The sequence below is a fragment of the Shewanella marina JCM 15074 genome, assembly GCF_000614975.1.
GTDB lineage: Bacteria > Pseudomonadota > Gammaproteobacteria > Enterobacterales > Shewanellaceae > Shewanella > Shewanella marina.
Genome location: NZ_BALM01000028.1, coordinates 1 through 19194 on the forward strand (window position 1 = coordinate 1; position 19194 = coordinate 19194).

Here is a 19194-nt window from a genome sequence, read left to right on the forward strand (position 1 = left end):
CACTATGACTATATATCGGACGCGGGATGGAGCAGTATGGTAGCTCGTCGGGCTCATAACCCGAAGGTCGTCAGTTCAAATCTGGCTCCCGCAACCACTTTATAGTTAACAATTTAACGTAAAATTTGCCAGCTTATGCTGGTTTTTTTGTATCTAAAAATAGCACTTCCAGTCAATAACAAGCTAATGGCGCAGTATGGTAGCTCGTCGGGCTCAACTCTTTCCATAAAGAATCGAAGGTCGTCAGTTCAAATCTGGCTCCCGCAACCACTTTATAGTTAACAATTTAACGTAAAATTTGCCAGCTTATGCTGGTTTTTTTGTATCTAAAATATGCTAATAAAAATCATCAGACTCAGCCTGTAAGTCCATTGGGTAAAATCCTGCGCGGAATATCGGACGAGCGATGAAGCAGCATGGTAACTCGTCAGGCTCAACTCTTTTCATAAAGAATCGAAGGTCGTCAGTTCAAATCTAGCTCAAACTTTCATTTAAGCCAGCAAAGGTACAGCTTCAAACCTAGCGTATACAACATCTAGTTAATATTAAAGACTAACTATATCCCCTCTTCAATTCGCTCTTAATAGCATAATTGACACCATTAAGCGCAGGATAGAGCGATATGATTACTCATTGGACATATTCCAAGTATTGGCTTCTAATCAAATCAGGTTCTTGAAGCCAATTTTAGGTAATGATTGAACAGCCCCTCTTTTACTAGTTTTATATCTGAAATTCGATTAGTAAGATTGTTTAAGTAGTCTTCTATAATTACAAGCAAGAGCGTAGATTCAAGTCTACATTAGCTAATCGTCAGTCTAGTGCCGCATTTTGCTTCTTATAAGTTCGATAAAACGCACTATTTTCACATTAAAATCAATACAGTCCATTTATAATAACTCCGCCATATTAGAATATTTACTCAGTTCGAACGATATTAACGCAAATAAATAACATAAAAATAATCAAAGGTAATATTATCAAACCAACTCCTTATTAAAATAACCGTCAAGACAACAAAGTTCTAAATATCAATCGCCACATGTAATAGTTAATATTTAAAACCATTTAAAACACATGAGATAACATGTTAATTACAACTAGCGTTTAATAACCACATTCTTAATAATTAATAACAACTCTATAAATATCAATAAACTATAACCATTCGACAAAAATTTACTTTATTCCATTATTTAAATTACCGTTTCATCAATAATAATTGCATTTAATTGATACATTAAAGATCAAGTTCCAATTTATTACATTAAAAACTTAAGTGGATTGACTTAACAATAAAATTAGTGGTAAATAAATACATGTGTTTAGAACTTATAGCTAAACAATTTTAAATAAATAAATGTATAACAACTTAGCTTATTAATCACTCAGTATTGATACATAAGAACTCCATATATTTACATATTTATTAACAATAATATTTTATTAGACCTTGTCTATTTGCAATCACAAAATGGGATAAATGAATGAGTGCAGTAAAATCTCAAGGAACGTTCCTCGGTCACCCGAAAGGACTTTTCTTGCTTTTTACCACTGAACTGTGGGAAAGATTTAGTTATTACGCGATGCGTGCCGTTTTGGTTCTGTATTTAGTTGATCAAGTACATAACCAAGGTGGTGGTGGCTTAGGTTGGAGCCAATCTGATGCATTATCTTTATATGGCACATTTACCGGCCTAGTCTTTTTAACCCCCTTAATTGGTGGTTGGCTTGCTGACAACTTTTTAGGCCAGCGCAAGTCAATCTATATTGGTGGCGCAATGATGGCTACTGGGCAATTTCTACTCGCAGCGCCACATGCATGGTTTCCGAGTAATGAGATAACCATCTTCTATATTGGCTTAGGTGTATTAATTTTAGGTAATGGACTATTTAAGCCTAATATTGCAACTATGGTGGGTGATCTTTACCAAGAAGGTGATCATCGTCGAGACGGTGCATTTACCATCTTCTATATGGGCATCAACATTGGTTCTGCTTTATCTGGATTTGTTGTTGCTTGGGCTTATACTCATTTTGGTTATAATGACGTCGTTAATGGTCAAGATGTATTTATCAATAACTGGCAAGCGGGATTTTTCTGTGCTGGTGTTGGTATGCTTTTCTCACTAGTGATTCAGTTTATATTTGGACACAAACTGTTAGGAAAGATTGGCACTGTACCAGCGGCAAAATTGAATAAACATAAAAACCAGAAAAATGTAGAAAAACAGCCCTTAACCAAAATCGAGCGTGATCGTATTAAAGTTATTATGGTTATGGGCTTATTCACCATCATTTTTTGGGCTGGATTTGAACAAGCTGGTGGTCTAATGAATTTATTTACCAATGAATTCACTGATCGCCATTTAGGTTCATGGATTATCCCAACTACTTACTTCCAATCATTAAATGCTATTTTTATTGTACTTTTTGCCCCTGTAATCGCATCAATTTGGATCCGTTTGGGATCAAAAGAGCCAACCTCTCCTGTGAAGTTCGCTTTGGGCCTAATCTTCTTAGGTATTGGTTTCCTATTTATGATTGGTGCAGTATTACAAATTGACGGTGATGCAAACGCAAAATCTAGCATGTGGTGGCTTGTAGGTGCCTATTTCTTCCACACCATGGGTGAACTTTGTTTATCGCCTATTGGCTTATCGATGGTAACCAAACTAGCCCCACTCCGTATTGCCTCGCTATTAATGGGCTTTTGGTTCCTATTTATGGCGGCAGCAAATAAAGTCGCCGGTATTGTTGGCTCATTTATTGGTAATGATGGCAGTAAAGAGGAACAACTGGCTAACGCTATTTCAATTTTCTCGGGTATTGCCATTACAGCTGTTGTTTCTAGTATTATTTTATACTTTATGGCAGATAAACTGGTTGATTGGATGCATGGTGCTGAAAATAAAGCACATCACAATGAACCTTTAAATGAAGAAATTGAAGTTACCGCTGAGCATGAAGCTATTTCTGTAAAGCCAAACTAATTTAATTAGCACCGTATACCAATATATGCGGTGCTTTTATTTTCTATCATAAGCTGACATTAAACTTAACTTCAGACTAATCCACGAATCCCCCCATCTGAACTTTGCTATTTTAATCATCCAATTTATGTTGATTAATTATGTCTAAAAATACTTGAGTCAAACCAGATAATTCTATTGCAGCTTTCGTAATACAATAAAATTGTGAACTCAGTTGATATGGATAGATCTGTTTCAATTGCTTTTGTTCAACCCATTGCTGAGCATAATGCTGAGGTAAAAATCCGATATAATGCCCAGTATGTATTAGCGTCGCTTGTGCTTCAATATTATCAATAATAGCCGCGGCCTGCTCTACCCCCAAAATACTCAAGTCACGCCCAAATAAATACATTCTAGACACGACAGCAGCTTGATTTAACATTGCAGAGGTTACTATTTCCGATTCAAAAAAAGGATGTAAATGAGAACAATATAGGCAATGTTGCTCAACATATAACGCACGATATTCTAATCCTGGAATGTGTTGTTGGAACGGCCCAATGGCTAAATGGAGCTTCCGATTTAATACATCTTGTTCAAGTTGATATGGCGTGCCAATTTTTATATTAGGTACAACAGCACCTGATCGTTGCAAAAGTTGTTTTAATCCATCAATCACCGGCATCTGTTGATTCGAGATGGTGTTATCAATCATACCAATATGTAAATCACCTCTAAGATCTTGATGAAACTCACTCATTTTATCTTTAAAACAATCAATTGAATCAAAAAGTTGTTGGCAAGCTTGATACGTATGTTGCCCTGCTAACGTTAATTTAAAACCACTTCTTCCCCGTTCGCATAACTTGAGACCGAGTCGAGTTTCTAAGCGAGTCATATGCTCACTTATCGTTGAAGCACTAATATTTAATACTGATTGTGCAGCGCTAAAACTGCCTGCACGTACAATAGCGTCAAACACTCTTAACAATCTAATATCAGTATCTTGCAACTGCATCTATAGCCTCGTTTATAACTTGAAAATTAATAGCGTTAAATTACCTCATTTAGTTCGTTTTTATACGAATTAGACTTCTCATATTTGTTATTTATCTGCATCAATAAATAACTGATATTAATAAATGAGAGTTTGATCTTAATTTATAGAGAAAAAGCAATGAATGATAATACTTACGCAGCCGGCCGTTTAAACCTTCCTTTTGTTGGTCACTGCACATTTGCAAAATCACCAGTATGTACCGATTGGAATACAATTAATGCAGATGTCGCCATTCTTGGTGCACCTAACGATATGGGTTCACAGTGGCGCTCAGGCGCACGCTTTGGCCCAAGAGCAGTAAGAGAAGCATCAACATTATTTTCTTTTGGTCATGCTGGCGCATATGATTTTGAGGATGATAAAATGTATCTCACCCATGACCAAGTCACCATGGTTGATGTGGGAGATGCCGACATTGTTCATACCGATATGAATCAAAGTCATGCCAACACTAATGCGGCTGTTAGACAGATCCTAGCTCAAGGTGCGATGCCAATAATCATTGGCGGCGATCATTCAATTCACATCCCAGTCATTCAAGCATTTGATCAACAGCCACCACTCCATATCATTCATATTGATGCCCATCTTGATTTTGTCGATGAACGTCATGGGGTTCGATATGGTCATGGTAATCCATTAAGACGCGCATCTGAGATGTCGCATATTAGTGGTATGACTCAACTGGGGATCCGTAACGTATCCTCCTCTAATCGCAGTGATTATGATGCAGCTAAAGAGGCGGGTTCAAATATTTTATCGGTCAGGCAAGTGAGAAAACTTGGGGTTGCAGATGTATTAGCTCAAATACCAGCAGCAGAACGATACTACCTGACGATAGATATTGATGCCTTTGATCCTTCTATTGCACCGGGTACAGGCACACCTAGTCATGGTGGTTTTCAATATTATGAAGTACTGGAAATAATTAAAGCATTAAGTCAACGCAGTAAGGGGCAAATTGTAGGGATAGATTTAGTTGAAGTGGCTCCCGCTTATGATCCAACAGGAATTACGGCAATTTTAGCGGCTCAATTATTAATGAACACGATTGGCGCTATTTTTTACGACCGACAACAGGCCGCTAATTAGATAATAATTTAAGGGCGCTAATAATTAAGCGCCCCAATTATACCACTCAAAAATTAATGAGCAGAAGCATGTCCGTGAATACGGTGTTTCGTCACAAAGCCAACTAACACACACATAATAAACACTACTGCATATAAACCATTACCGGTTAATAGTGCCGCATGTGCACCGTAATATTTAACAATTGGACTCGTCACAATAAATGTCAGCATAGTACCAATAGTACCGCACAACAAAATAAAGTTGACTAATTTAGGTGATGCTTCTTTGGTTTGCTGTGAAGCAAGCGTAATTATTGTTGTATAAATAGCACTGCTAAAGAAGCCTAATACTGAAATAATTATCAATAAATGATCGGTATTACTATCCATATTAAAGCCCAACATTAATAATGTTGCTAAACCAGATAGCACTAATACAAAATAGTGAATATCAAAGCGTTTCATTACAATACTGAATATCCACATGCCAATCATATAGGCGCCCCAGAAATAACTCACTAATTCGCCAGCAGAGCTAATAGACATCGCCAATGTTTTAGTCGCATATTCTGGGATCCATGATATAAATGCCAGTTGACCTAAGATATAACATAAAGCAGCAATGGCTAAAAACAGCACACCAAGGCCCCACTTCTCAGTCGAAGCGGTAGTAACTTGTTCATCATCATCTTTACTTAATACAGGAAATACGGCAATAAGCGTTAAAATAAAGATACCAAGATAGATCACACCGATTGCAGCATAAACCCAATACCATTGAATATGTCTTGCTAAAAATGCAGCAGAGATCAGCGGGAATATAATACCTGCCATACTGAAAAATGAATCAGTAAACAACAATCTAGAACCTCGCTGTTTACCATCATAAAGATGAGTAATTAAATATGTACCAATTGACATAGTAATACCGCTCACCACACCAAGTACGAACATACAGGCAGAAAACAACGCAAGATTATGACCAAATATCAAACCTAATATGGCTAATACCATCAGTATAAAACCAAAAATGAGTTGTCTTTTTAATGAGACAATTTCCATTAACCACACGTTTAAGAAAATTGAAATTAAAATACCAGAATTCAAAAAAGTAAAAGTATTACTCATACTGGATATCTGTAAATTAAAAAATTTAGCGATATCTCCCATCACGATCCCGGTGACGATAATCAATGATCCAGTCAGTGCATAAGATAAGTAACTTATCCATGTAAGTAATCTGCGATTGTGATCTGTCATAGCAAATCCTGTAGTAATAAAACAAAAAAATCGACTTAATTGTTGCCGATTAAAAATTAAATACTAACACAGCAGACACAGGGGTTTGCGATCTAGCTCTCGCTTTGTAACCATACGTATCAAGGTGGTCTAAGTTTAATTTAGGTGACTTTAAAATAAAAAAATCACAAACAAAACCCTTACTTCATGCGGAATTAGCTGCGCTCAAATAATTAACTTTTGTTAATTATTTAAGCAAATATGGCTGTTCCTACAAAAAAGCATAAAAAAAAGCCCCCTCAAAAGAGGAGGCTCAATCATAAATATGATTAATTAATGGCTAGATGAATGACCATGAATTCGATGTTTTGTTACAAAACCGACTAATAAACACATAACAAATACGACTGCATACAACGCATTACCTGTCAGCATGGCGGCATGAGCGCCATAACTCTTTACAATAGGACTGGTCACAACAAAAGTTAACATTGTGCCAATACTGCCGCAGAATAAGATAAAGTTTACAATGCGAGGAGATGCTTCTTTGGTCTGTTGTGATGCTAATGTAATAATAGTCGTATAAATAGCGCTGCTAAAGAAACCTAACACTGAGATAATAATCAACAAGTGGTCAGTATCTGTATCCATATTGAACCAGAACATTAACCCAGTGGCTAAAGCAGAAAGCGTCAATACAAAATATTGAATATCAAAACGCTTCATTAAAATACTAAAGCCCCACATGCCAAGCATATATGCGCCCCAGAAATAGCTAACAAGTTGACTTGCACCACTTAAATCCATGCCAAGCTTCTTCGTTGCATATTCAGGTATCCATGAAATAAAAGCCATTTGCCCTAAAATATAACAAAGCGCAGCAATCGCTAAAAATAGAATTCCTAAGCCCCACTTCTCTTTTACAGCTTGTTGCTGATCATCCGACTTCACCAAGACTGGAAATTCACAAATAAGCGCAAGTATAAAGATAACAACGTAAATCATGCCAATGGCAACGTATACCCAATACCATGCAATGCTATGTGCGAGTAATGCGGCAGAGATTAATGGGAAAATCATGCCTGCCATGCTAAAAAATGAATCAGTAAATAGTAAGCGCGAGCCACGTTGTTTACCATGATAAAGACGAGTAATTAGATAAGTACCAATTGACATGGTAATACCACTCACCACACCAAGAACAAACATACTCGCAGAGAATATTGCAAGGTTATGACCAAACATTAACCCTAAAACAGCCAGCACCATAAGGATAAATCCGAAAATTAGCTGTTTTTTCAGTGATACAATTTCCATTAGCCAAACATTAAGAAAAATAGAAATTAATACGCCAGTATTTAAAAATGTAAAAGTGTTACTCATGCTGGAGATAGGTAAATTGAAAAATTTAGCAATATCTCCCATCACAATCCCAGTGACAATAATCAAAGATCCCGTTAATGCATAGGATAAAAAGCTTATCCATGTAAGTAGGATGCGATTGCGGTCAGTCATAGCAAGTCCTGTATCGGTAAAAATTGGATAAAAAAAATCGACTTCTAAAAGTCGATTCAAACTAGCCTATTTTAACACGATACAATTAGATACATAAATAGAAATCAAAAAACGTGCCAAAATAAATTAGCTTACACTAATTTATTTTACGATATAGATACGCCAGCACACTTACCCAAGCCAGTTTGCGCAACATATGTTACCTTGCGCCAACAAATACCACCTAACCACAACCAGCAAAAATTTAAGTGATAACAAACCTCATTATGTTTTGCTGCACAAAAAAGCCACAATGAATGTGGCTTTCAATATGCTTCAATAAATCAATATCAATACAGATTAACTTGCATAAACTAAATTATCTTAAGCTATTTTCAAATCAGCTTTGTCTTTAATTATCTCAAGATCAAAGTCAAATTCATCAACACGAATCGCTCGCTCACGTTTTAGATTGTAATCTTGCAATTTCTTGTGTTCATACTCGTTAATAATATTCGCTGCAAGTGCATTATCTACTGTTTCAGCAAACTTAACTCCAGCACCAAACTGTTTTCGACGCAGTGCTTTTTTGAGTTTAGCCAATAACTCTAAACAGTCGATTTTAGCTAGATAAGCTTGCTCATTAATATAGTTACCATCACCAACCACAGGTTTGACTAAATGAGTTAACTGTTTTTTTATTTGGGTATTGAGTTGTGCTTGTGTCGCTAACTCACGTACTAAATCATCACTTATTTTGGGCATTTTGGCGCTATAAGTACAAGTAATTAGTCGCATAAACTTTCGCGTAGCCGAAGATGGGAAGTTATCTAAGAAATCCAAAATCGCTTTTTCTGCATTTTGTAATGCCCAGCGCGTTGCGTAATGGAAGTATGGTGCAGCTTCCTCACGGTCAACACTGGCAACTTTAGTTTCATAATAACGAATTGATGCCATGGCGGCATAGAGATAACTCATGACATCACCAAGACGTGCGGACAACATCTCAGCTTGCTTTAACTTACCACCAAGCACTAATAATGAGAAATCAGCATAAACGCTAATTTAGACGCCAACAATTTGATCTTCTTCTCATATTCAATCACTTCAGCGATCTCTGAACTTGATTTAGCCGATGAGTTTACTAACCCTAAAGCAAACGCTCTTAGTGCATTGCGACTACTATAACCAACCGTTTTAACGAACAGACGATTAAATTCTTTTTCTGCATTCGCCTCATTGCTGTGGATAGACTCCACCATAGGCTGTAAATAAGGATGACAGCGCATTACCCCTTGACCAAAAATCATCAAATTACGGGTTAAAATGTTGGCACCTTCTACTGTAATGGCAATTGGCTGAGCCACATAACCAGAAGCTAGTGTATTTTGTGGGCCACATTGAATTGCTTTACCCGCTTGAATATCCATTGCTGAATCAAGTACATCACGTCCGATTTCAGTCATATGGTATTTTGCAATGGCAGTCACAACCGATGGTTTTAACCCTAAGCCTAAACCTTCAGTGGTCAGTACTCGCATAGACTCTTGCAAGTATGTTTTACCTGCAATGTCAGCTAGCTTTTCTTGAATCCCCTCAAACTGGCCAATCGCTAGGCCAAATTGCTCACGGACAGCAGCATATTCTGCTGATGATTTAAATGCTGCCTGACTAACTGAAACACCGAGTGCAGGCAGAGATATGCCTCGTCCTGCACCTAAGCAACTTACGAGCATCTGCCAACCGCGGCCAATATTGTTTTGACCACCGATGATGAAATCCATAGGAATAAATACATTTTCACCGCGGGTTGTACCGTTATAAAAACGGATCCCCATAGGATCGTGTCGATTACCTAACTGAACACCAGGATGGCTCTTAGGAATAAGTGCACAAGTAATACCTAAATTCACTTTGCCACCAAGTAATCCTTGCGGATCTTGAACCTTAAATGCTAGCCCAAGTACAGTAGCAATGGGCGCTAAGGTAATATAGCGTTTATCCCAAGATACTGATAATCCGAGCACTTCTTTACCTTGATAGTCACCTTTAGTCACGACACCTATGTCAGGAATACCACCAGCATCAGAGCCAGCTTCAGGACTTGTTAGTGCAAAACATGGTATTTCACGACCATTAGCTAAACGAGGTAACCATTGTTGCTGTTGTTCTTGCGTACCATAGTGCATCAATAACTCACCAGGACCGAGTGAATTAGGCACCATTACCGTTACCGCAACAGCAGAACTCTTTGCAGCAATTGTCGCAACAATCGTTGAATTGGCATAAGGAGAGAACGCTAAACCGCCAAATGATTTCGGAATAATTAGCGCAAAAAAACGATTTTCCTTTAAGTAACTTAGAATTTGTTCAGGTAAATGTTTACTTGATTGGATTTCAAAATCATCAATCATTTCAAGTAAAGTTTGTACTGGGCCATCTAAAAAAGCTTGTTCTTCTTCATTTAATTTTGCGTCAGGAATTGCACGCAATGTGTAAAAATCTGGATTACCTTGATAAATTGAGCTTTCCAACCACACATCACCCGCATCTAGGGCTTCCTGCTCCGTTGTTGAAATGCTCGGTAGAATTTTTTTTAGTTGTGTACGTAAGCTCATAGTAGTCACTCATCCGACTAGTTAACATAGCTCTATTACGTCACAAACAATTTAAATATGCAACAATTTTCAAACAAGCGTTTAACACGATCGTTTGAAAGATGTTTATTTACTTATAATTCAGTAATTTAATGTTTAACGCTATTCTGAACTGCCATTAGAATGAATCACAACCTGATTGCGTCCAGCTCTTTTAGCTTGATATAACGCGATATCAGCAAGTTTATATGCATTAATAAAATCACTGTCTTCAATACAGATACCACCAATCGATATGGTAATAGGTAACTGCTCAATCATTTCATCTGCGATATGCGATCTAATGCTTTCGGCCTTGGCTTCAAGTTGACTAGCTGACATTTGACTAAACAGTAATACAAACTCTTCACCGCCCCATCTAATCGCAATATCCGTTTTACGCATTTTATTATTGATTTTATGCGCAATGGCTTTAATAACCTGATCCCCTTTTAAATGACCATAATGATCATTAATCTGCTTAAAATTATCAATATCAATAATTAGCATAGAGAAACATCTGAATTTATTTAATTTATTTTGATAGTAATCACGACGATAAAACATGGTCATTAAATCGTGTTGTAATAAATAACTGCGATACTGAAAACAAGTCACTAAGCATAAAATAACCAAGCTAATAACCAAGGTCAGAACACAAAACTTAATAAAGAAATCTAGTATGTCTACGCCAATATAATTGTCTAGTTTCTGTTCACACGGCAGTGATAGTGGCAAAGACACATGCTGCGGCACCTTAGCTAACATTAACGAACTAAAATAATGAAGATTATTTTTTTGAATAAAATCATGGATAAAACTTTCTTTAATATCAATGACCAATAAAGTCTGTGCTTTTTTATTAATGTACACCGGATAATAAATAGTACGTAAATGTTCACCGCTATAGTCTTCAAAGTAAGCTGGTGACATTTTCATTTTACAGCGCTCTAGGTGCTTATATATATCAATTTCGACCCGATTACGACTCAATATTTGACCAATGGTCAACTGAGTATTCATCTTATTAAATGCTGCATAATTACTGCGCATAGGCATAAAATAACCATAATCAATGTTATCAGCTTTAGACTTTTCAAATGCCGCAACAAGCTGTAAATGATCAGGAATGATCGTCTTTAACTTATTGGTAATGCCCTGTATACCAACACTTAAATCTTTCACTGGTCCCGTTTTATTAATGAATAAGCCTATATCGCCGTCTTGTTTAAAACCTAATCGACTTTCGCGAGTTTCTGTATTAAGAAAATAGATTGCATAATCCGCTGCTAAATCAAATACCTGAGTGTATGTATCACTAATCTCATCAGCAATACTTTGCATTTGCGTATAATTATAAAAAGCCAAGCCACTAAAAATAACAAATGCATTAAGAATTAGTATCTTACAAAATGAAATAACACTTTTTCGAATAATATTCGCATCAATATATTGTGTAAATTTATAATTTAACATGACTTATATGCCTAAAATTCCAACAATAAGTGTCTAGCTAAATCTTAAAAAAAAGCAACAACACGGTTTGTCTAGTGAGCGTTAGGCAATTTTAAGCATATTAACCTTAGTTAAAGCTTAAATGTAATACATTCAACTGACTAAGTGACTATTTTTCAAGCAATTGTTGTTTGGTTACGTCCTTGTTGTTTAGAACTATATAACGCTTTATCTGCCACATTAAATACATCGACAAAAGAAAGCTCATGACTACAAGTTCCCCCAATAGAAACTGTAATTGTTAAGCTATTAATCGCTTCTTGTTCAACGGCCATTCTCAGTTGTTCAGCTTTATCAAATAGCTGCGCTTTAGTCATATAACTAAATGAAATTAAAAACTCTTCCCCTCCCCAACGGATGGCAACATCATCATTACGAATTTGTGCCCGCAGGCGACGACAAACCGTTTTAATCACCTCATCCCCCATCTTGTGACCATAGTTATCATTAACTTGTTTAAAATGATCAATATCGATGATGAGAATACTGAAAACTTTCATCGTCTGTAATTTCGCTTCAAAGTAATCACGACGGAAAAAATTAGTCATATGGTCTCGATGTAATCGCATACGTCTAAATTTAATCAATTGCACAAATACTGAAACAATAAACGACATAAATAGCGACAATATCCCTGAGGTAGCCACGAGATATTTATAATTAATACCTATAATAACGACCCCTTCTGATGAGCAAGGCAATAGAAACGAAATACTAAGTCCACTTAAATTAGATTCACGTTGTAAGAAAGTAAAATATTCATCATTAAAATCAGAAATGATCTGACTGATAATCCCAACTTTTAAATCTACGACTAATAATGAAGCAAGTGCCCTATTTGTATATACGGGGTAATAAATCGAACGGATCTTCTCATTACTGCCGTTTTCCACATAAGGCTCTGATATTTTAAGATTACAGCTATAAAAATCTTTATAGGTATCAACTAAGTCTTCTTTTTTAACAATATCATCTATCCACGAGGACTGATCTTTTTCATTTTCATTAAGCTTTATATACTCGGGTCTTAATGGCTTAAAATGCGCGTAATTATTAGCTGGTGATGTTTTTTCTAATGCGGCAACCGTCCACACATAATGAGGGGCGAGATCATTTAACCGTTTAGACAACTTATTCAAGCCAGTTGAAAGCACTTTTACTTCACCGGACTTATTAACCATTACACCAACATGGTTAATGTAATGAATACCCTTGTTTAAATATAAACTATCAGTGTTGTCATAATGTGAACCAAAACGTTGTGTCACATTGTATATATCATCAAACCTCTCGCTAATTTGAGCTTTTACAAGTTGTTGATTATGCAAATTGTACAAAAACAGCGCAGCCAAAAAGAGCAATAAAAAAGGAAAAAATATCAGTATAAATAAACGAAAATGTTTATGTTCAGAAAATAAATTAGAAAGGAATTTTTGCTGCAATTTTGAACTCATTAGAGTGTTTGACTAAAACACTAATCAATATTAATTTTTCGAGATTTATTATACCGCTACGGCAATTAACAACAAAAATGAATTTAAGTTAATTGTCCTTTTTTTATACCTTTTTTGTAAAATAGACCACCTTTTCAGTTAAACCATTGATTAATTCTGTTTTAGTCTCAACAAACTCCATCCCTAACTTTTTCATAATATTGATTGATGCAAGATTACCTTCTAAAGCGATAGCAGAAAGATGAGTAATTTGTGGTTGTAAAACTAAAGCTTCTGTAATCGCTAACGCCGCTTCAGTTGCATAACCTAATCCCCAGGTTTTGCGCTTAAAGCGCCAGCCAACCTCTAAATCATGAAACCTAGGTTCATCTGTATAATAATCCATAGGTCTAACAAGCACCCAACCAATAAAATAGGGGTCCTCATCCGCTAACAAGTTTTCCTGAACGCTGTGCGTCATGACCTTCCATAACCCCCACCCTTGTTCATTATTGGTAAAACCTTTTACTCTTGGCACAAAAAATTCATTTATCCTTTGCCAGCTCGTCATCACACCACCATTAATGTAACGCATCACCTCTGGGTCTTGATCAAGCTCATGCATTAAATGAGCATCTGCCGCTGTCATTAACTCAAATGATAACCGAGCTGTCGCTTTGACTTTCATAAAATTCCCCAATAAAAAAGATAACGTTAAGCTAACGCAAACCTAAAAAAGATTAAACCTCTGTTTAAGTGTTTGTGCCTGACGCCGACTAATCTCTATTTGTTTCCCCGATTGCATAACAGCCACCAAACCACCTGCACTAATAGCATTCTCTAATCTGACGATATGCTCAATACGAATAATCTCACTGCGATTCGCTTTAAAAAAAAGATTAGGATCTAAGCGTGTCTCGACCTTAGTTAAACTTGCGTATAAAAAAGCCTTTCCCTGTTCACAATAGACAGCAACATGGTTTCCAATTGACTCAAACAGCTCAATTTCATATAGCCTAACAATCTCTGCATTTTCACCAAACTTAAGTAATAAACCGTGATTATCATCTAAAAAGCACTCTGCATTTATCGACGGCACAATTCTAGATTTATCGATATAACGCTCAAGCGTTTGAACCAGCCTTTGTTCTACCACTGGTTTAACAATGTAATCAAGGGCATTTAAATCAAATGCATCAACGGCATGCTGATGAAAAGCGGTACAAAATACAAAATGAAGATGGTTTGGGAGCTGCTGTGCTAATTGCAAACCACTGATCTCAGGCATAGCAATATCTAAAAATGCGATATCTATGTCATGGCTGATAACTGCTTTAATGCATCATCAGCACAATTAGCTTCATAAATATCTGTAACATACTGCTGTTTACGCAATAATCTAACCAACTCGGCCCTTGCTAACCTCTCATCATCTACAATTAACACCTTGATATTTTGAGTCATTGCTTTCTCCAAGGTAATTGCATGATGACACAAAATTGATTATCTGATAATTGCCAAGTAATTGCGGCTCGGTCTGAAAACATCAACTGTAAACGCTGTTTAATATTGCTAAGTCCTGTACCATTTGATTTATTTGCTTTTCTGCTGCCAACACTATTGATAATCTTTAACTGCCAATAGCCAGACTCATTATGAGTTGCAGAAATAGCAAGATAACCAACGTCCTGATTGGGGGCAATTCCATGCTTGACGGCATTCTCAACCAACGTCAGCAAAGTTAAAGTCGGCAGTTTCTGAACTAAACATGATTCATCAATCTCAATTTTAATCTGCAATCGCTCTTCTAGGCGCATCTGTTCTATCGCTAAATACTTCTGAGCTAAATTCCAATCTTCATTTAATGTGACTTTTTGGCGTAAATTAGTCTGTAATTGCACGCGAAAGATTTCAGACAGCTGAGTCACCGCCTCTGCGGCTTTGTCCTTATCTTCATATATTAAAGCTCGAATGGTATTAAATGCATTAAACAAAAAGTGTGGATTTAACTGATGAATTGCGCTTGTTTTAATTGCTGCTGTAATTGTTGGTGTTGTAACCATTGGTGCCAAAAATAATAGAGAGCTGTACATATCAATAAAAACAGATACTGTTCAATTATCATCACAATCCATAACATTGATTGCTGTAGATTTGCATGATGAGCGGCAGTCTTATCACCTGTCATAAATTGAATGTTTTGGATATCAAATTGACTAAATATCGCTAATTTCATGATCCCATATTGCAATAAACTATTAGCAATAGCCACTATAGCCAAGTAAGCCGCTGTCTGAGCAAAACACTTTATCGTTAAACGCGCATGAATAAAATAAAGCTTAAGGTAAGCTCTTACAAAAAAATGCAACACAATAAATATAAGCAGAGTTTCAATTAATTGCCGCAAAACAAAAACTGGTATATTAATCATTAATGATGGCAACACGAAAGACACCGCCATCCATCCAAATACAGCATGGCAGGCCAAATAAAATACCATCGCTAACCAATAAGCACGACTCGCAGATGAACTCACTAAAAACATCTGTTTGATATGTTGTTTCAATATCATTGTCGTCATACACATCCTTAGCAATTAATTATTATGATGTTATTTATTCGTACCTTAACGCATCTACAGGATCGAGATTAGCAGCCTTAATAGCTGGCACCAATCCAAACACAATCCCAATCACAGCAGTGAAACTTAATGACAAAATCATCGCCCAGAACGGAATCGAAAATGCGGCATTCCCCGGAATAAATAACAGGATAAAAGCGGTCAGGCTCACGCCTAAAAAGAGACCAATGACACCGCCAAAAAATGACAATAAAACAGCTTCAATCAGAAACTGCAATTTAATGGTATTAGGGGTTGCTCCTAATGCTTTACGAATGCCAATTTCACGGGTCCTTTCAGTCACCGTCATTAGCATAATATTCATGACACCAATGCCACCCACCAATAAACTAATCCCTACTACCGCAGATGCCACTATCGTCACTGAATCAAAAATTTGATTAAATTGCTGTTTTAATTTATCTGCCGTTTCAAATTTAAAAAAATCACTCTCTTGACTACTTAACTTATATTTATTACGCAAAATGTCACGCATATTATCGATAATATCATCTGTTTGATTGATATTATGTGGAATAAACAACACTTCAATATTTTCAGTTGCATAGTCATTATAAATTGATCTAAACGTGCTAAAAGGGGTAATAATATAATTGTCTTGATCAATGCCAAATAAACTGCCTTTTGCTTCTGCAACACCAATAATTTTAAACCAGTCACCTGCGAGCATTAAATAATGACCGACGGGGTTTTGTGGTAATTTAAGTTGCTCAACAACCGATACGCCTAAAACAGCAACACGCCGCCTACGTATATCATCACTATGATTAATAAATCTGCCATATTGAGGATAGAGTTGTACCACTTGCTGATACTGCGCATTTGTCGCCTTTATATGAGTTCGACTCACATGTTGGCCATATTGTACTTCTAAGAATGAGCTCATCGGTGACATGACAGGCGCCATGACTTCAATATTTGTCATTCGACTTTTAAGCAACTGATAATCTGCATATTTAAGTCTATTTTCCACACCAAGTAACGCTTCATCAAGACGAGTATCAGCGCGTAAACTCACCATATTACTGCCTAGATCATCAAATTGTTTTGTGACATTACTTGCAAGCGCATTCATCACCCCAATAACGACAATCACCGCAGCTACACCAATGATAATGCCTAGCGTTGTTAAAGCGCTCCGTAATCCTTGTGATGACAAAGAAACAAATGCACTGCGATAGCTTTCAACCATCAAGTGAAAAAAATTATGCATAATCCTTCCTTGGTTGCCGGCAATCTTCAACAATTTGACCATCAACTAACTCAACTCTACGCAAACAATGTTGAGCGATATCATTTTCATGGGTCACTAAAATAATGATGTGCCCTTGCTGATGAAGACAATCAAACAATGCCATTATTTCTGTGGTTGTTTTACTGTCTAAATTACCGGTTGGCTCATCACCTAATAACACCTGAGGTTCCGTGACTAATGCTCTTGCAATTGCGACTCTCTGACGCTGACCACCAGATAACTGCGAGGGTAAATTCATAGCTTTATCGATTAACCCCACCTTTTCTAACTGTCCCATCGCCCGTTCAATTCGCTGTTTCTTAGTTTGAAATTGATAAATAAGTGGCAATGCCACATTTTCAAGCACAGATATCCTAGGTAATAGATGAAAACTTTGAAAAATAAAGCCAATGGTTTGATTACGCATTAATGCGAGTTGTGCCTCATCAAAATGAGCCACATCTTGTTGTTCAAACATTAATTGACCACTACTGGCCGTATCTAAACAACCCAGTACATTCATTAAACTTGATTTACCACTGCCTGATGGCCCTGTAATGGCAAGGTAGTCATTCTTATCAATTTTCAAATTAATGTTATGTAAAGCGATAAAAGCCTGCTCACCCGACAGGTATTGTTTACTGACATCAATGAGTTCAATCATAAGTCACCTCTGAATTAAGGCTATTAACACTCATATTTTCAACTAATTGATCCATCACACGAGCAGGTCCAATAACCACTTGTTGAGTTTGTTGTACGCCCTGCTTAATGATTTGTAGCATTTCGTTTGCCATGCCCAGTTCGACATATTGTTTCTTCGCAATACCCGCCTCAACTATCCACAAATAATATTGTTCCCCTTCCACTCCGACAGCAGATAATGGCACAACGGCAGACAATTCACTTTTGGCTGTAATCACTTCGGCGCGGCAACTCATACCAGGAAAAAGCATTGAATTGTCTTTTATCAGCGCTTTCACTTTAAAATATAAACTCTGAGTTCGTGGGTGCGCTCTTGCTGAAGCAGCAATACTCGTCACGCTGGCAGTTAATTTTTGATGAGGTGCCGATGCAATAAAGACATTAACTGTTTGACCTAGCTGAACATTAGCAATGTCAGCTTCATCAATACGAAGTTCGGCTAAAATTGACTCAGGATCTGCTAGTGTCATTAATGATGAACCAACAATATTGGTCGTGCCAGCTACGACCGTTTCACCGACCTTAATATCAACAGAAGCAATCAACCCATCCATCGCGGCCACAAACCTTGTTTTCGCTAATCTATCATTCGCAAAATCAAGTAAAGCTTGCTCTTGAGATAACCGAGCCAGTGCTGCATTAACACCAATATCAGCAAGTTGTAATTCATTTTGTAACCGCGCAATCTCATCATCACTCACTAACTTTTGCTGATATAAAGATTGCTTTAATAAAAGTTGCCTTGATAGTTCATTTTTTAAAGCCTGTACTCGTTCAATTTCAATTTGTTGACGGTTAACCAACGCTTGGTTTCTATCCACCTCCGCTTTAAATGAAGTGGGATCAAGCTCAAGTAAAAGCTGACCTTGCTTAACATACTGCCCTTCATCTACATAAATGGCCGTTACAATACCTGTTATCTCTGATCGAAGTTTTATTTCAGTGTTAAAACTCAAATTACCTGAAGCTAGAATCGTATCGCTAATTTGCGCGTGTGAGACCTCAGTAATCATAACGTCAGGCACACTATTCATTGATATTTGACGCCATTTAATTAAACCAAATATTAAGAAAAGCATCACAATGAGTACGAGTAATTTTTTCATATGAGTCTCTTAAATCAGTAGCAATAATAAAATGCAAAATAGCCATAGTGATAAATAAGCCGCTTTAATGCAACTTATTGAAA

At 36.7% G+C, this 19194-nt stretch carries 15 protein-coding genes, 1 tRNA gene and 1 pseudogene; 3 read left to right on the top strand and 14 right to left on the bottom strand.

Annotation, left to right across the window (positions count from 1 at the left end; genetic code table 11):
* Positions 1 to 20 precede the first annotated feature (20 nt).
* A tRNA-Met gene (locus tag JCM15074_RS16580) sits at positions 21 to 97 on the top strand.
* A gap of 1390 nt (positions 98 to 1487) precedes the next feature.
* Positions 1488 to 2993 carry a peptide MFS transporter gene (locus tag JCM15074_RS16585; protein ID WP_025822585.1) on the top strand — a complete coding sequence of 502 codons (1506 nt, stop codon included), beginning with the start codon at positions 1488 to 1490 and terminating at the stop codon, positions 2991 to 2993.
* Positions 2994 to 3105: 112 nt separating this feature from the next.
* Here the strand turns inward: JCM15074_RS16585 and JCM15074_RS16590 are convergent, their stop codons facing one another.
* The gene (locus tag JCM15074_RS16590; protein ID WP_025822587.1) at positions 3106 to 3993 is read right to left on the bottom strand and encodes a LysR family transcriptional regulator; all 888 of its coding nucleotides are present in this window, start codon (positions 3991 to 3993) and stop codon (positions 3106 to 3108) included.
* Positions 3994 to 4152: 159 nt separating this feature from the next.
* On the opposite strand from JCM15074_RS16590, the gene speB reads away from it, so the two are divergent.
* Entirely contained in the window at positions 4153 to 5127 is a 975-nt protein-coding gene (gene speB, locus JCM15074_RS16595; RefSeq protein ID WP_025822589.1) for an agmatinase, read from the top strand.
* Between the two features lie 53 nt (positions 5128 to 5180).
* Here speB and tsgA (JCM15074_RS16600) read toward each other — a convergent pair whose 3' ends face one another.
* The 13 genes and pseudogenes from tsgA (JCM15074_RS16600) to JCM15074_RS16655 all read right to left on the bottom strand — a co-directional run bounded on the left by tsgA (JCM15074_RS16600) (position 5181) and on the right by JCM15074_RS16655 (position 19111).
* On the bottom strand, positions 5181 to 6368 hold the full coding sequence (gene tsgA, locus JCM15074_RS16600; protein WP_025822591.1) for an MFS transporter TsgA: 1188 nt from the start codon (positions 6366 to 6368) through the stop codon (positions 5181 to 5183).
* A gap of 312 nt (positions 6369 to 6680) precedes the next feature.
* Entirely contained in the window at positions 6681 to 7922 is a 1242-nt protein-coding gene (tsgA, locus tag JCM15074_RS16605) for an MFS transporter TsgA (protein WP_234400262.1), read from the bottom strand.
* Positions 7923 to 8225: 303 nt separating this feature from the next.
* Positions 8226 to 10459, bottom strand: a pseudogene (locus JCM15074_RS22715) (acyl-CoA dehydrogenase).
* A 141-nt stretch (positions 10460 to 10600) separates the two neighbouring features.
* Positions 10601 to 11953, bottom strand: a complete 1353-nt coding sequence (locus JCM15074_RS16615; protein WP_025822595.1) for a GGDEF domain-containing protein — start codon at positions 11951 to 11953, stop codon at positions 10601 to 10603.
* 155 nt (positions 11954 to 12108) lie between these two features.
* The gene (locus JCM15074_RS16620) at positions 12109 to 13434 is read right to left on the bottom strand and encodes a GGDEF domain-containing protein (protein WP_051536939.1); all 1326 of its coding nucleotides are present in this window, start codon (positions 13432 to 13434) and stop codon (positions 12109 to 12111) included.
* Between the two features lie 115 nt (positions 13435 to 13549).
* Complete coding sequence (locus JCM15074_RS16625; RefSeq protein ID WP_025822599.1) at positions 13550 to 14113, bottom strand: GNAT family N-acetyltransferase; 564 nt, start codon at positions 14111 to 14113, stop codon at positions 13550 to 13552.
* A gap of 42 nt (positions 14114 to 14155) precedes the next feature.
* Positions 14156 to 14713 (bottom strand): LytR/AlgR family response regulator transcription factor, encoded by a 558-nt coding sequence (locus tag JCM15074_RS22720; RefSeq protein WP_051536940.1) that lies wholly within the window; start codon positions 14711 to 14713, stop codon positions 14156 to 14158.
* 23 nt (positions 14714 to 14736) lie between these two features.
* Positions 14737 to 14889, bottom strand: a complete 153-nt coding sequence (locus JCM15074_RS24235; RefSeq protein WP_148300829.1) for a response regulator — start codon at positions 14887 to 14889, stop codon at positions 14737 to 14739.
* Complete coding sequence (locus JCM15074_RS22725; protein ID WP_025822601.1) at positions 14886 to 15488, bottom strand: sensor histidine kinase; 603 nt, start codon at positions 15486 to 15488, stop codon at positions 14886 to 14888. The genes JCM15074_RS24235 and JCM15074_RS22725 overlap by 4 nt, the downstream gene beginning before the upstream one ends.
* Positions 15431 to 16006: a hypothetical protein gene (locus tag JCM15074_RS16640; RefSeq protein ID WP_025822603.1), complete on the bottom strand. Its 576-nt coding sequence runs from the start codon at positions 16004 to 16006 to the stop codon at positions 15431 to 15433. Before JCM15074_RS16640 ends, JCM15074_RS22725 begins: the two co-directional genes overlap by 58 nt.
* 34 nt (positions 16007 to 16040) lie before the next feature.
* On the bottom strand, positions 16041 to 17279 hold the full coding sequence (locus JCM15074_RS16645) for an ABC transporter permease (RefSeq protein ID WP_025822605.1): 1239 nt from the start codon (positions 17277 to 17279) through the stop codon (positions 16041 to 16043).
* Positions 17272 to 17964: an ABC transporter ATP-binding protein gene (locus tag JCM15074_RS16650; protein ID WP_025822607.1), complete on the bottom strand. Its 693-nt coding sequence runs from the start codon at positions 17962 to 17964 to the stop codon at positions 17272 to 17274. The genes JCM15074_RS16645 and JCM15074_RS16650 overlap by 8 nt, the downstream gene beginning before the upstream one ends.
* A complete protein-coding gene (locus JCM15074_RS16655; RefSeq protein ID WP_025822609.1) occupies positions 17957 to 19111 on the bottom strand; it encodes an efflux RND transporter periplasmic adaptor subunit in 1155 nt (384 codons plus the stop codon). Before JCM15074_RS16655 ends, JCM15074_RS16650 begins: the two co-directional genes overlap by 8 nt.
* Positions 19112 to 19194: the final 83 nt, after the last annotated feature.

Excerpts from the sequence above, each read along its gene's own strand:
- JCM15074_RS16585 (WP_025822585.1), top strand. The coding sequence starts at position 1,488 with ATGAGTGCAGTAAAATCTCAAGGAACGTTCCTCGGTCACCCGAAAGGA.
- JCM15074_RS16590 (WP_025822587.1), bottom strand. The coding sequence starts at position 3,993 with ATGCAGTTGCAAGATACTGATATTAGATTGTTAAGAGTGTTTGACGCT.
- speB (WP_025822589.1), top strand. The coding sequence starts at position 4,153 with ATGAATGATAATACTTACGCAGCCGGCCGTTTAAACCTTCCTTTTGTT.
- tsgA (WP_025822591.1), bottom strand. The coding sequence starts at position 6,368 with ATGACAGATCACAATCGCAGATTACTTACATGGATAAGTTACTTATCT.
- JCM15074_RS16615 (WP_025822595.1), bottom strand. The coding sequence starts at position 11,953 with ATGTTAAATTATAAATTTACACAATATATTGATGCGAATATTATTCGA.
- JCM15074_RS16625 (WP_025822599.1), bottom strand. The coding sequence starts at position 14,113 with ATGAAAGTCAAAGCGACAGCTCGGTTATCATTTGAGTTAATGACAGCG.
- JCM15074_RS22720 (WP_051536940.1), bottom strand. The coding sequence starts at position 14,713 with ATGCCTGAGATCAGTGGTTTGCAATTAGCACAGCAGCTCCCAAACCAT.
- JCM15074_RS24235 (WP_148300829.1), bottom strand. The coding sequence starts at position 14,889 with ATGACTCAAAATATCAAGGTGTTAATTGTAGATGATGAGAGGTTAGCA.
- JCM15074_RS22725 (WP_025822601.1), bottom strand. The coding sequence starts at position 15,488 with ATGGTTACAACACCAACAATTACAGCAGCAATTAAAACAAGCGCAATT.
- JCM15074_RS16640 (WP_025822603.1), bottom strand. The coding sequence starts at position 16,006 with ATGACGACAATGATATTGAAACAACATATCAAACAGATGTTTTTAGTG.
- JCM15074_RS16645 (WP_025822605.1), bottom strand. The coding sequence starts at position 17,279 with ATGCATAATTTTTTTCACTTGATGGTTGAAAGCTATCGCAGTGCATTT.
- JCM15074_RS16650 (WP_025822607.1), bottom strand. The coding sequence starts at position 17,964 with ATGATTGAACTCATTGATGTCAGTAAACAATACCTGTCGGGTGAGCAG.
- JCM15074_RS16655 (WP_025822609.1), bottom strand. The coding sequence starts at position 19,111 with ATGAAAAAATTACTCGTACTCATTGTGATGCTTTTCTTAATATTTGGT.